The organism is Nocardioides sp. NPDC057772, assembly GCF_042798075.1.
GTDB lineage: Bacteria > Actinomycetota > Actinomycetes > Propionibacteriales > Nocardioidaceae > Nocardioides.
In genome coordinates, this window is the sequence record NZ_JBHVKN010000049.1 from 14,854 (window position 1) to 27,938 (window position 13,085).

14 protein-coding genes are annotated in these 13,085 nt (G+C 69.4%); 9 read left to right on the forward strand and 5 right to left on the reverse strand.

What is annotated here, in order from left to right:
- Window positions 1-44 precede the first annotated feature (44 nt).
- Window positions 45-455: a hypothetical protein gene (locus ACFVJS_RS11160; RefSeq protein WP_378879509.1), complete on the reverse strand. Its 411-nt coding sequence runs from the start codon at window positions 453-455 to the stop codon at window positions 45-47.
- Complete coding sequence (locus ACFVJS_RS11165; RefSeq protein WP_165110430.1) at window positions 452-607, reverse strand: hypothetical protein; 156 nt, start codon at window positions 605-607, stop codon at window positions 452-454. Before ACFVJS_RS11165 ends, ACFVJS_RS11160 begins: the two co-directional genes overlap by 4 nt.
- Before the next feature lie 223 nt (window positions 608-830).
- Between ACFVJS_RS11165 and ACFVJS_RS11170 the strand changes: the two genes are divergently transcribed.
- From ACFVJS_RS11170 to ACFVJS_RS11185, 4 genes are all read left to right on the forward strand, one after another.
- Complete coding sequence (locus ACFVJS_RS11170) at window positions 831-2,852, forward strand: hypothetical protein (protein WP_378879512.1); 2,022 nt, start codon at window positions 831-833, stop codon at window positions 2,850-2,852.
- Window positions 2,836-3,618, forward strand: a complete 783-nt coding sequence (locus ACFVJS_RS11175) for an SDR family NAD(P)-dependent oxidoreductase (RefSeq protein WP_378879515.1) — start codon at window positions 2,836-2,838, stop codon at window positions 3,616-3,618. Before ACFVJS_RS11170 ends, ACFVJS_RS11175 begins: the two co-directional genes overlap by 17 nt.
- A 126-nt stretch (window positions 3,619-3,744) precedes the next feature.
- Window positions 3,745-4,404, forward strand: a complete 660-nt coding sequence (locus ACFVJS_RS11180) for a hypothetical protein (protein WP_378879518.1) — start codon at window positions 3,745-3,747, stop codon at window positions 4,402-4,404.
- 56 nt (window positions 4,405-4,460) lie between these two features.
- A complete protein-coding gene (locus ACFVJS_RS11185; protein WP_378879521.1) occupies window positions 4,461-5,306 on the forward strand; it encodes a GNAT family N-acetyltransferase in 846 nt (281 codons plus the stop codon).
- A gap of 12 nt (window positions 5,307-5,318) precedes the next feature.
- Here ACFVJS_RS11185 and ACFVJS_RS11190 read toward each other — a convergent pair whose 3' ends face one another.
- Window positions 5,319-6,326 carry a hypothetical protein gene (locus ACFVJS_RS11190; RefSeq protein WP_378879524.1) on the reverse strand — a complete coding sequence of 336 codons (1,008 nt, stop codon included), beginning with the start codon at window positions 6,324-6,326 and terminating at the stop codon, window positions 5,319-5,321.
- A 90-nt stretch (window positions 6,327-6,416) separates the two neighbouring features.
- On the opposite strand from ACFVJS_RS11190, the gene ACFVJS_RS11195 reads away from it, so the two are divergent.
- From ACFVJS_RS11195 to ACFVJS_RS11205, 3 genes are all read left to right on the forward strand, one after another.
- Window positions 6,417-8,177, forward strand: coding sequence for a proline--tRNA ligase (locus ACFVJS_RS11195; protein ID WP_378879527.1), 1,761 nt, complete (start codon window positions 6,417-6,419; stop codon window positions 8,175-8,177).
- 119 nt (window positions 8,178-8,296) lie between these two features.
- Entirely contained in the window at window positions 8,297-9,541 is a 1,245-nt protein-coding gene (locus ACFVJS_RS11200; protein WP_378879530.1) for an acetyl-CoA hydrolase/transferase C-terminal domain-containing protein, read from the forward strand.
- A gap of 20 nt (window positions 9,542-9,561) precedes the next feature.
- Entirely contained in the window at window positions 9,562-10,266 is a 705-nt protein-coding gene (locus ACFVJS_RS11205; RefSeq protein ID WP_378879533.1) for an HAD family hydrolase, read from the forward strand.
- A gap of 222 nt (window positions 10,267-10,488) precedes the next feature.
- On the opposite strand, the gene ACFVJS_RS11210 is transcribed toward ACFVJS_RS11205, so the two are convergent.
- Both ACFVJS_RS11210 and ACFVJS_RS11215 read right to left on the reverse strand, forming a co-directional pair.
- On the reverse strand, window positions 10,489-10,920 hold the full coding sequence (locus tag ACFVJS_RS11210; protein ID WP_378879536.1) for a DUF4439 domain-containing protein: 432 nt from the start codon (window positions 10,918-10,920) through the stop codon (window positions 10,489-10,491).
- The gene (locus ACFVJS_RS11215; protein ID WP_378879538.1) at window positions 10,917-11,354 is read right to left on the reverse strand and encodes a hypothetical protein; all 438 of its coding nucleotides are present in this window, start codon (window positions 11,352-11,354) and stop codon (window positions 10,917-10,919) included. The genes ACFVJS_RS11210 and ACFVJS_RS11215 overlap by 4 nt, the downstream gene beginning before the upstream one ends.
- A gap of 183 nt (window positions 11,355-11,537) precedes the next feature.
- Here ACFVJS_RS11215 and rimP point away from each other — a divergent pair, with 183 nt between their 5' ends.
- Both rimP and nusA read left to right on the forward strand, forming a co-directional pair.
- Window positions 11,538-12,020 carry a ribosome maturation factor RimP gene (rimP, locus tag ACFVJS_RS11220; protein WP_378879541.1) on the forward strand — a complete coding sequence of 161 codons (483 nt, stop codon included), beginning with the start codon at window positions 11,538-11,540 and terminating at the stop codon, window positions 12,018-12,020.
- Between the two features lie 3 nt (window positions 12,021-12,023).
- Window positions 12,024-13,001 carry a transcription termination factor NusA gene (gene nusA / locus ACFVJS_RS11225; protein ID WP_165110443.1) on the forward strand — a complete coding sequence of 326 codons (978 nt, stop codon included), beginning with the start codon at window positions 12,024-12,026 and terminating at the stop codon, window positions 12,999-13,001.
- Window positions 13,002-13,085 lie beyond the last annotated feature (84 nt).

Consider the following 13,085-nt stretch of genomic DNA (forward strand, 5'->3'; position numbering starts at 1 on the left):
CTCCGAGACGTCCCCCTGCGTACGCCTCGAAGGTCTTGGTGGTCTCACCAGTGCATCAACCTCGAGACCACGCCGAGGAACCCGAGGTGGAGGAGCGCTCCGACCGGGTCCGTGGTGATCAGGTGGCCCCAGGCGAGTGCGGCCTGGCCCATCTGGTTTCCGAGGGCAGTGGCGAAGCCGTCCAGGCCGCCGTGGGTCCACAGGTGTACGACGACGAACCGGAGGCCCGGCACGACCAGGAAGATGACGAGCGCGGCCTTGACCGGGAGGATCCAGGGCAGCGAGCTGCCGGTGGAGCTCAGGTTGCCGCTGCGCACCCAACGGGTGCCGCTGCTGCCGTTGAAGCGGACCTTGGTGCGGCCCACGGCGGTGGCGACGACGACACCGCGCTTCCCGGAGCGGACGCCGCCACGGGCCCGGACGGTATCGCCGGGGCGCACGAAGTTGCTCCTCATGACAGCACTCCTTCCGTGAGAACGACGGATACGGACGAGGTGCCGGCGGATGCCTGGCACGTGGGCGGCTCGGCGCTGAGCAGCTGGTTGAAGCCGAACACGACAAGAAGCGTGACGGCGAAGGTGGCGATGCTGAACTTGTGGTTCCTCATGGTCGTCATCTCCTTCAGCGTTGGGGCCCGTCAGGTGGGGCCGGCGCTGTCCCTGTCGGGGACATCTCCACGGTGTCGGAGACCACATCCAACTCGCCAGTAGGCGGGTGGGAGTGGGGACGATGTGAAGACAGTCCCACCAGAGTTGGGACGTTTCTGGGACAGAAGTGGGACGCCTGCGGGATACTCTCAACCGCGAACGCGGGCGACTCGGCGAGGGGACATGACCGACGAATCTCTCTCACCCGAGCAGTTCAACGGTGAATTGCGCGCCTGGGTCCGGCAGGTCACCGGAAAAGCTGATGGCGGCTCCGGCGTGGCGATGGCCCGGAGCACCTTCTATCGGCGTACGTCGGGCTCGAAGCTGATGCCGCTCGACGAGCTGATCCGCGTTGTGGGCGGTGCGGTCCCTCGCACCCTCGACCCCGCCCACCGGGCGGAATGGATCCGCAAGAACACCGGCATCTGGCAGGCGAAGTGGTGGAAGGCGTACGCCTGGCGTGACGAGAGCGCCGGGCCGCCCGGTCCCGTGCTGGCCCCGTCGCCCGCGGCTCCAGCCGCCGCGGCTCCGATGACCGCGCCCACGACCAGCTCGCGGCTGACCTTCCCACGGGCACGGGTGGCGCCGCTGAGCGGACTGACGACCGAGCAGTCCACGATCCCGCTGATCGAGGCTCTCGGCCGGTGGCTCGCGAACACCGAGTCCAACCTCTTCTTCCTCACCGGACCCTCGGGCTCGGGAAAGACGATCGAGGTGCGGGACTGGACCGCTTCGCAGGAGCAGGTGCGCTACATCAGCCTGCGCGACGGCCCGGTCGACTACGGTGACCTGGTCGGTGAGGATCGCTCGCCGATCGTCATCGACGACTTCGACCTGATCTCGTCCAGCGCAGAGGAGCACGGGGTCACCCGTCCCGACCTGAGCGAGCTGCGCTCGGCGTTCGGCCGCGGCGGCCGGTTCGTCGTGATCAGCAAGCGCAACCTGCAGACCGAGCGCGACGAGCTCGCCGAGCAGCTGCGCAGCCCCGCCCGCCTGGAGGGCCTCGGCGTCGAGGCTCCGGTGGTCGTACGCGTTGAGCCGATCTCCCCGGTCGACGTGCGCGCGCTCGCCGAGGAGCGCGGGGGCGACGACAAGCTGAGCAGCCTGGCGGCGGAGATGGAGCGAGGCGGCGGCTTCTTCCCGGCGACACCGCTGGTCCTCAAACAGCTCTATGCGTCCATCGAGGAGGGCACTCCGGCGCCCCGGACGCTGTGGGACGGCTACACCGTCCACCTCAAACACATCTGTGGCCAACCCTGGGACCGGAAGAGCTCGCGCATCCCCAGCCGGGTGCGGTTCCAGACCTATCGCGACATCGCCTGGGACATGTTCACCGGGATGGACGAACCGGGTTCGCAGGAGCAGGACCTGATCCCGGTGCCGCGCGTCTCGGAATGGCTCTTCGCCAACCTGCAGCGTGATCTCGACATCACCCGGCAGCGTGACTTCCTGACATACGAATGGATCGCCGACCTGCTCGACCATCCCGAGATCTTCGGGGTGAGCGGGCGGACCAAGGACTCGGTGGAATCGGCGGAGTTCGCCCACGAGACCTTCTACCGCTACTTCGTGGCCGAGAGCATCCGCGACCGGCTGCTCGACGGACGCGCGATGGCGCTCGACGGCGCCCGCTTCGTCGACATGCACCTCGGCGGGATGGTGATGACCTTCCTCAAGGCCGGGTTCCAGCCCGGTGACCTCGACGCCGTGGCCCGGCTGAGCGTACGCGAGAGCCTGTCGTGGATGGATCGGCTGATCTGCCTCTACCTGACCGAGGAGCGCGAGGACTACGGGGAGCTTCTCGACCAGGCGCCGGAGCGCTACTGGGACGAGCTGGAGTTCGTGCTGGAGGCGTTCCGGTCGCTGTTCCTACGGAAGGCGGCGATGTACCAGCTGATCCTGCGCGGCCGTGTCCCGGTCGACGGCTACCTGCAGATCCTGAACCACGAAGAGGATCCGCCGTCCATCGGCCGGGAGCGCGACGCCCTGCGCACGGACACCGACATCACCGAGGCGCTGGTCCGTCGGCTGCATCACCCGGTCTTGGCGCCGGCGATTCCGATAACCGCATATCGGCTCGGGCAAATGGGTGATATCACTTCCCTGAGCCACCTCGAAGCTCTCACTGGTCTGCCGCCCGCACACGAGGAAGTGGTGAGGACGGCGATCCAACGGATCAAGGAGCGCCATGAGCACACAGCCTGAGTCGCCGGGTGCACAACCTCGGCCACCGGTTCTTGTCCTCGGGGCCACGGGCGACCTCGGCAGCGCGGTGGCGCGCCGGCTGAGCGCCGAAGGCACCCCCGTGATCGTGCACGGCTACCACCGTACGACCGAGCTTGCCTACCTCGCCGACGAGACCGGAGCGGTGGCGCGGGTAGCGGCCGACCTGACCACCGACGAGGGCATCGACGCCCTGACCGAGACGCTCGCCGGGTTCGACACGCTGTCGGGCCTCATCAACTGCTCCGGCATCAACCCGAGCCCCGACACGGTCGCCGAGATCGACCGGTCCGAGTGGCAGCTCACCCTCGACCTCAACCTGTCCTCGGTGTGGCGCACGGCCTCGCTCGCCCTCCCGAAGCTGCGGGCGGCCCGGTCCGGGGCGGTCGTCCTGGTCAGCTCCGTCTTCGGGATCCGTACGCCGTCGCGACGGGCCGCCTACGGCGTCTCCAAGCACGCGTTGACCGGGCTCGCCCAGGCGATCGCGCAAGAGGAGGAGGGCATCGTCCGGGCCAACGTCGTCGCCCCCGGGCCGATGTGGAGCGAGTCCTCCCGACAGGTCTTCGTCAAGCACGCTCGCAAGGAGGGGGTGACCGTCGACCAGTACATCGCCTACCGGGCGGCGCGCATCCCCGGACACCGGTTCGTCACCGCCGACGCCGTCGCCAAGGTGTGCGTCTTCCTGGCCTCCGACGGCGCCGCCGCCATCAACGGCCAGTGCATCGTCGCGGACGGTGGGGAGTACTGACGGGCCGCGCCCACGACCCGAAATCTGCAATTAACCCGAGATGCCGCTGATGCGAGCTCGCACTGCTTAGGCTTCGCCTAGCGCCTCCACACGTCATCTCTCTCCCTTCTCAGACTGGCGACTACAGTGACCAATTTCTGGCTTGCCATCGATCACGCGGACGACGCGCTGTTCCGCGCCCCGGACTCCGCCGACATCAGGCCCGAGCTCCTCGATCTGGTGGCCGACACCCCGGGCTGGGGCATCGTGGTGCGTCCCGCGCAGGGGCACGGCGACGTACGCCGCGAGCTCGCCTGCGCGGGACTCCCGGACATCGCCGCCGTCGAGGATCTCGTCGTCCCGGAGCGGTCGACCGACGCGGTGAAGGTCGGGTTCGACGACCACCAGGGCGGCTGCGCGTCGACGGCGCTGGCCATTCTCGACCGACTTCCCGGCTACGAAAGGGTCTTCCTCGAGCCCTACTGCACGACGCCGGGCTGCCTCGACGACCTGGCCGCTCTCGGCGCGCGCTCGCGGTGCGGCGGCATCGTGCTCAAGCTGAAGGTCAACGACGAGGGCCTCGCGGCGATCGAGCGTGCCGACCTCGGGGGCGCGCCCTGGGTCGCGCGCTCCGACGGCATGAGCTGGGACGACTTCGGCGCGCGTCTCCCGCGGGTTCGCTCCCTCGGAGCTCGCGGCGTGATGGTGGGCCGGGCCGTCTGGGGCGACACCGGCGAGGCCGGTCAGGACGTACGCCTCAAGACCATCCGCGAGCGGATGCACACCATCGAACGCGTCTTCGGGTGATCCGGCCAGCGAGCCGTGGGGGGACGAACGACCAGATTGGCCCTAGGCTCGGTGACATGCTCACGACGCGCCAGGGAATCCGCCCGCTGCACGCGGGGGATCTCAGTGCGTTCCTGGAGCTGACCGCCCTGGATCCGGTGGTGAACGTGTTCGCCGAATACCGGGCCCGCACCACCAACCTCGAGCCGCGCTGGCTCGGCGGGGAGATCTGGGGCCGCTGGGACGGCGGCGACCTGATCGCGGCCTGCCACGTCGGCGCCAACCTGGTCCCCATCCAGGCCACCGATGACGACGCCGCCGCGTTCGGCGAGCGGGCGCGCAGCCGCGTACGCACCGTCTCGACGATCGTCGGGCGACAGCCCGCGGTGCGCTCGCTGTGGGGATCGATCGGCGATGCCTGGGGGACGCCGCGCGACCAGCGCTGGGAGCAGCCCCATCTCGAGCAGCAGCTGCAGAGCCTGGTCGAGCCCGACCCGTTCGTACGCCGCACGGTCCGCGCCGACATGGAGGTGCTCTACCCGGCGTGCGTGGCGATGTACTCCGAGGAGGTCGGGATCTCGCCCGAGACCGGCGGCGGCCGTGACCTCTACCGCGCCCGGGTCCTCCAGCTGATCTCACGCGGCTGGTCCTTCGCCCGGATCGAGGACGGCGAGGTCGTCTTCAAGGCCGAGGTCGCCTGCGCGACCCCCGAGGCCGCCCAGATCCAAGGCGTCTGGGTGCCTCCGCACCGGCGCGGCGAGGGCCTCGCCGCTCGCGGGATGGCCGCGGTCTGCGACATCGTCCGCAGCGAGATCGCCCCTCGTATCTCGCTCTACGTCAACGAGTGGAACGCCCCCGCGCGCCGTGCGTACGAGCGGGCCGGCTTCCTCGAGACGGCCCGCTTCTCCACCATCATGTTCTGATCCGGCGATGTTCTAGGAGTACGCCCGCCAGGCGCGTTCGCAGTCGGTGGCCTCGCAGCGCACCAGCCACCCGCCGCCGCTACTCGGGTAGGACCGCATCAGGATCCGGGTGTTGGTCTCCCAGGCGTACATCCACAGCCCGTTGGGGTTGCGATAGGTGGTCAGCAGCGTGCCGCGGAGGCTGCGACGGCGCACGACGTCGGCATGGTTCTCGTGCTCGATCGCGTTGGTCGCGAACCGGGCGCCGTCGGGTGCGAACGACGCCACCGCCTCGAGACAGCCGCGCCACAGCGTGGTGCCGGGAGCGGACACGGTGGAGACCACCGAGCAGGCATCGAGGTTCGACGGGTCCTTCGTGTACGTCGCCAACCGGTTGGATGCGAAGCTCCCGGCGTATGCGCTGCGGGAGGCGATCGTCCGGATCGTTCCGGCCTTCCAGTCCCACACGAACGTGCGCGGAGTGCTGAAGCCGCCCACGAGCACGCGCGTGCCGCTCGCGTCGACCGGCTCGGGCCGGGTCGCCGCCCGGAACGTACGGCCGGCGACCGTGGCCGCGGTCGTGGCGTCGCGCACGACGACGCGTACGCCACCGGTGCTCGGGTAGGACGTGTGCAGCAGATAGCGGCCGTCGGCCGAGAGCCGCGCCTTCGCCGAGTAGTGCAGGTTGGCGAGCGTCTTCTGCGGGACATCGAGCTGGACGCGGACGATCCGGTCGATGTTCCGGTTGGTGACCCGCAGGACGAAGCCCTTCCCGGACCGACCCAGCAGCGTGAACTCGTCGAGGTCGTCACCCACGAGAGCGACCGGCGTCTTCATGTCGGTGGTCGGATCGACCACCGACACCGACTCGGCCGAGGGACGATGCAGATACGGCACCGTCGGGCTCTCGCCGACGGGCAGGGGAAGAGGACGTACGTCGACGGTCGGAGCCGCCGCAGAAGCCGGTGTCATCAGCGAGACCGGGAGCATGAGAGCAGCAAGGATGGCCAGGGCCAGTGCCAGTGGGCTGATAGTTCTCATACCCCTCCAGACGCTTGCCGTCGCACCCCGGTTGCAACACGCTTCTGACCGGTTCGCGGGAGCGGTCAGGTGAGCCGTACGCTTGCCCGCATGATCGCCCGTATGTCGACCCTGTTCGTGCGGACCCTGCGTGAGGACCCCGCCGACGCCGAGGTCGCGAGCCACAAGCTGCTTGTCCGTGCCGGCTACATCCGCCGCGCCGCTCCGGGGATCTACTCCTGGCTGCCGTTGGGCCTGCGCGTGCTCGGCAAGGTCGAGCAGATCATCCGCGAGGAGATGGCCGCGATCGGCTCCCAGGAGGTGCACTTCCCGGCGCTGCTGCCGCGCGAGCCCTACGAGGCGACCGGCCGCTGGACGGAGTACGGCGACGGCATCTTCCGGCTCAAGGACCGCAAGGAGGCCGACTACCTGCTCGGTCCCACCCACGAGGAGATGTTCACGCTCCTGGTGAAGGACCTCTACGGCTCCTACAAGGACCTGCCGCTGTCGATCTACCAGATCCAGACGAAGTATCGCGACGAGGCGCGTCCCCGCGCGGGCCTGCTGCGCGGCCGTGAGTTCATCATGAAGGACTCCTACTCCTTCGACTACACCGACGAGGGTCTCGAGGCGGCCTACCAGGCCCACCGCGAGGCGTACGTCAGGGTCTTCGACCGTCTCGGGTTCGAGTACGTCATCGTCAAGGCGACCTCCGGCGCGATGGGCGGCTCGGCCTCCGAGGAGTTCCTGGCCGTCTCCGAGGCCGGCGAGGACACCTTCGTACGCTCGCCCGGCGGCTACGCGGCCAACGTCGAGGCGGTCACGACGCTGGCCCCCGAGCCGATCTCCTACGAGGACGTGCCCGCCGCTCACGCCGAGGACACCCCCGACACCCCGACGATCCAGACGCTCGTCGACCATCTCAACGAGGCGTACCCGCGCGAGGACCGGCCCTGGGAGGCCGGCGACACGCTGAAGAACGTGCTCGTGACGCTGCGCCACCCCGACGGCACCGTCGAGCCGCTCGCCATCGGCCTGCCCGGTGACCGCGACGTCGACATCAAGCGCCTCGAGGGCCAGCTGGAGCCGATCGAGGTCGAGCCCATGGACGACGTCGAGCTCAAGAAGCACGCGTCGCTCGTGAAGGGCTACATCGGACCCGAGGTGCTCGGCGAGAAGTCCGAGTCCGGGATCCGCTACCTGGTCGACCCGCGCGTGGTCACCGGCACCCGCTGGGTCACCGGCGCCAACGTCGAGGGCAAGCACGTCATCGACCTGGTCGCCGGCCGCGACTTCACCCCCGACGGCACCATCGAGGCCGCGGAGGTCCGCGAGGGCGACCCGGCTCCGGATGGGAGTGGTCCGCTGACGTTGGCCCGCGGCATCGAGATGGGCCACGTGTTCCAGCTCGGCCGCAAGTACGCCGACGCGCTCGGCCTGCAGGTGCTCGACGAGAACGGCAAGCTCGTCACGGTCACCATGGGCTCCTACGGCATCGGCGTCACCCGTGCCGTGGCCGCCATCGCCGAGGGCACCCTCGACGAGATCGGCCTCGCCTGGCCCCGCAACGTGGCTCCGTACGACGTCCACCTTGTCGCCACCGGCAAGGACTCGGCCGTCTTCGAGGCCGCTGCCAAGCTCGCCGAGGAGCTCGAGGCCGCCGGCATCGACGTGCTCTACGACGACCGCCCCAAGGTCTCGCCCGGCGTGAAGTTCAAGGACGCCGAGCTCATCGGTGTGCCGACCATCGTCACCGTCGGCAAGGGCCTGGTCGAGGGCAAGATCGAGGTCAAGGACCGCAAGAGCGGCGAGAAGACCGAGGTCGCCCTCGCCGACGCCGTCGCCCACCTGACCGAGGTCGTCGCCGGCTGACATAACCGGAACTTCTCGGGTGTTTCCTGCGCTTCTCGGGTGTTGCAATGCCTGAGAAGCGCAGGAATACCCGGTTAACCGGGGATTCCAACCACCCCGAATGCGGCAAGATCGACCCCATGACGGGGGACAGGATTCTCGACCACGCGCTCGCCACGCGCGTGACGAGCGCGGCGGAGGCGGCCGCGCAGATCGACCCGGGGGAGACCGTGGCGCTCTCGGGGTTCGCCGGCGCCGGCCGCCCGAAGGCGGTGCCGGAGGCGCTGGGCGAGGTCCGGGAGTGGCCGGAGGACGTCGACGTACGTCACTCCCGCGTCGGGCAGCACGCCGTCTCGGGGTTCTACGGCGCTCTCGACGTCGCAGTGGTCGAGGTGGCGGCGATCCTGCCCAACGGTCTGCTCGTGCCGGGGAGCAGCGTCGGCAACAACCAGACCTGGCTCGACCTCGCCGAGCAGGTGATCCTCGAGGTCAACAGCCGGCACCCACGCGGGTTCGAGGGATTCCACGACATCCATCACGGCAGCCGGCTGCCACCGCTGCGAGCACCGATCCAGCTGACCACGCCGATGCAGCGCATCGGTGACCCCTACCTGCTCGTCGACCCGGCCAAGGTGGTCGCCGTCGTCGAGACCGCCCTTCCCGATCCCGGCCTGCCGCCGAACCCGATCGGCGAGATCGAGCTCGCGATGGCCGAGCTCGTCGTCGACTTCCTCCGCCACGAGGTACGCCACGACCGCCTCCATCGCAGCCTGCTCCCGCTCCACACTGGCGCCGGACCCGTCGCCGACGCAGTCCTCGCCGGCCTTCAGAAGGCCGAGTTCGAGCACCTGACGGCCTACACCGACACCATCTGGGACGGTCTCCTCGACCTGCTCGACTCGGGGAAGCTGATCGGGGTCTCGGCGACCGCCTTCGGCCTCTCCGAGGCAGGCACCCGCCGGTTCGGCGGCGACGTCCACCACTACAAGGGCCGGGTCCTGCTCCGCCCGCAGGAGATCTCCAACCATCCCGAGGTCATCCGCCGACTCGGCCTCATCGCGATCGACCCGATGGAACAGGCCGACATCCACGGCAACGTCAACGCGGTCGGGAGCTCGGGCGACTTCGCGAGCAACGCCCACCTCAACTTCTTCGTCGCGCCCTCGACCGCGGAGCAGGGCACGGTCTCGCGCATCGTGCCGTTCGTCAGCCGCGTCGACCACACGGCCCACGACGTACAGGTCGTCGTCACCGAGCAGGGGGTCGCCGACCTGCGTGGCCTCTCGCCGGCCGCTCGCGCCCGCCGCATCATCGACCGCTGCGCCCACCCCGACTTCCGCGAGCAGCTCACCGAGGCCGCCGAATCGGCGCGACTGTCTCGCTGAAGCGCCGCTAGGGTCGGGCCATGGCGATCGACGCGGTGATCTTCGACTGGGGCGGAACGCTGACGAAGTGGCACGACATCGACTTCCACGCGGAGTCGCTGGCGCTGGCCCAGGCGGTGAAGGGGGCGTGCGACGACGACCACCCGGTCAACGCGACCAGGCTGCACCAGGCCGGCGAGACGATCTGGGCGCGCAGCCGCGACCATCAGCACAGCTCCACGATCGACGACCTCTTCGCCGAGGCCGGGCTCGAGCACGACCCGGAGCTGCTCCACGCTTACTACGAGTTCTGGGAGCCGCACACGCTGACCGACCCGGACGTCGGGCCGCTGTGGGCGGCGCTTCGCGCCGACGGCGTACGCGTCGGGGTGCTGTCCAACACGATCTGGCCGCGCGCGTGGCACCGCGGGTTCTTCGAGCGCGACGGAGTCCTCGACCTGCTCGACGGCGACGTCTACACCTCGGAGGTGCCGTGGACGAAGCCCGCCGAGGAGGCGTTCCAGGCGGCGATGGCGGCGGTGAAGGTCTCGGATCCATCTCGATGCGTCTACGTGGGCGACAGGCTCTTCGATGATGTGTACGGTGCTCAGAAGGCCGGTATGCGGGCGATCCACATCCCACACAGCAACATCCCGAGCAGTCAGCTGGGCCACAGCGAGGGCTCTCCGGACGCCGTGGCCCGACGGTTGAGCGACATACACCACATCGTTCGCTCCTGGGAATGATGCCTCAAAAGTTGCAAGTTCTTGCAATGCGCTTTTGCGGGTCTGGGCCTCTCTGAGCGGGGATTGCATACTTCTGCAAGAGAGGTTCCGCCGCAGGCGGCTTCTCAGGCCTCGTGTCCAGGCCAAACCTGGCCCGCGAGCCGCCCGGTCTCGGGAGACATCTCGGGAGTCTCCCGCGCCGGACGGTTCGCGGGCCATCTCGGTTTTGGGGCAGCCGCCCGTTCAGGTCCCAGGGAACGCCGTCGGCTTCGCGCCCAGGTCGAGCTGGCGCGCCGCCGCCCGGCACAGCAGCTGGATGAGCAGCGTACGGTCGGCGCCGGTCGCCTTGGGGGCCAGCGAGAGGTAGGTCGCGGCGGTGTCCTTCTCCAGCCGCAGCGCCGCGGCGCCGATGCCGGACTCCGTGCCGATCCTGCCGGGCAGGTCATAGACGGCGGAGGGTGCGACCGGCTCGATCCCGGCGGCCACCACGCGCGCGGCGAGCGCCTCGCGCGCGTTCACGTGGTCGTCGTACGCATCCGTGAGCGCCCGCGCCAAGGCCGGTGCCGAGGAGGCGGAGGTGCGCCCGCCCAGCGCGCCGAGGACGAAGATCGCGGCGTGCTCGACCGCGAGCGCCGCCTGAACGGCCTCCGTCGAGGCTGTGTCCGCGGTCGTCATGCCAGACCCCGTCCGTGCAGGAGCTGCTGCTGACCGGCGGCAGCCGATGCGAGCAGCGTGACCAGCTGAGGGTCCGCCGCTCGTCCCGCGGCGGTGGTGAGCTTCGTGACCAGGGCGAGCTGACGGTCCTGCCAGCGCCCGGTCGCCGGATCCGCGGTGATGCCCTTCGTGGGAGCCAGTGCCTCGATGTGCACCCGGTGGAGCTGGGCGAACGCCGCCGGCGCGCCCTGGTCTGCGCCCAGGATCGCTGCGACCGTGGCGTCGATCACACTCTGGTCGGGGTTGGCGGGGGCCGGGGGAGTGCTGGGCGGAGGTGCTTTGACAGGATCCAGCATCTCCGAGGCCGAACATGCCGAGGCGGCCAGCGGGGCGACCACGGCGACACCCACAGCGGTGCGCCGAGAGAGCATCTGGAGGGCACGTGCGCTGGTCACGTGAGGAACCCTAACGACAGCCGGCGGGAGTCGCGTCAGCGGCTTTCCAACACAGCCGCGCGCTGTTTCGGGACACCCGAGGCGTACAGGTATGGTTTCGACAGAGGCGCCGTGTGCTCGGAGGCCCAGACAATCGGACCAGCCACAACAGGACCGGACAACAGGATGCAGGGGGAGATCGCGTTGAGTGCTGAGCGGAAGGACGCGATCGCGAGTGCCATCGAGGAGGCCCTCGCCGACCCGCTCCTGGCCCTGGGCCTGGACATCGAGGCCGTGGAGATCACGCCGGCCGGCAAGCGCCGGATCCTGCGGATCGCCGTCGACAAGGACGGCGGGATCACCCATGAGGAGGTCACCGAGGCAACCCGTGAGGTCAACAGGGTCCTCGACGAGTCCGACGTCATGGGCGAGCAGCCCTACACCCTCGAGGTGACCTCTCCCGGTGTCGACCGGCCGCTGACCCTGCCGCGCCACTGGCGCCGCAACAAGGGTCGCCTGGTCAAGGTCACCGCCACCGACGGCTCTACCTTCACCGGACGCGTCAAGGAGTCCGACGAGGAGCGGGCGAGTCTCGAGGTGAGCGGGAAGCGCCGCGAGGTGGCGTACGCGGACGTGAAGAAGGCGCTTGTGCAGATCGAGTTCAAGCGGATCGACGAGGGGGAGTAGGCCATGGACATCGATATGAGCATCCTGCGGATGCTGGAGCGGGAACGCGAGATCTCGCTCGATGTGCTCGTCGAGGCGATCGAGCAGGGGCTGCTGACGGCCTATCACAAGACCGAGGGCGCCCAGACGAAGGCGCGGGTCGACCTGGACCGCAAGACCGGCCACGTACGCGTGCTGGCCTCCGAGGTCGACGACGAGGGCAACGTCATCGGGGAGTACGACGACACGCCCGAGGGCTTCGGCCGGATCGCCGCCACCACCGCCAAGCAGATCGTGCTGCAGCGGCTGCGCGACGCCGAGGACGACGTGAAGTTCGGCGAGTTCTCCGGCAAGGAGGGCGACATCCTCTCCGGCGTGATCCAGCAGGGCCGCAACCCCGACGACGTGCTCGTCGACCTCGGCCGGCTCGAGGGCGTCATTCCGCTCTCCGAGCGCGTGCCGGGTGAGGACTACGGTCACGGCACCCGGATCAAGGCCCTGGTCGTGAGCGTGCGGAAGGGCATGCGCGGCCCGCAGATCACGCTCTCGCGCTCCCACCCCAACCTGGTCAAGAAGCTCTTCTCCTTCGAGGTGCCCGAGATCGCCGACGGCACCGTCGAGATCGCCGCGATCGCCCGCGAGGCCGGTCACCGCACCAAGATCGCGGTCAAGTCGACCGTCCCCGGCGTCAATGCCAAGGGTGCCTGCATCGGTCCGATGGGTCAGCGGGTCCGCCAGGTCATGTCGGAGCTGCAGGGCGAGAAGATCGACATCGTCGACTGGTCCGAGGACCCGAAGGTGCTCGTCGCCTCCGCGCTGTCCCCGGCCCGCGTCTCCTCGGTCGAGATCATCGACGAGGCGACCAAGTCCGCCCGCGTCGTGGTGCCCGACTACCAGCTCTCGCTGGCGATCGGCAAGGAGGGGCAGAACGCCCGCCTCGCCGCCCGGCTGACCGGCTGGCGCATCGACATCCGCTCCGACGAGGAGACCCCGGTCGCCTGATCGTGCGTGAGACCACTCTGACCGACCCCGACGGCGTCCTGCTGGAGCCGGAGGGGGCGACCACCGGCGTACTCGTCCTCTCGG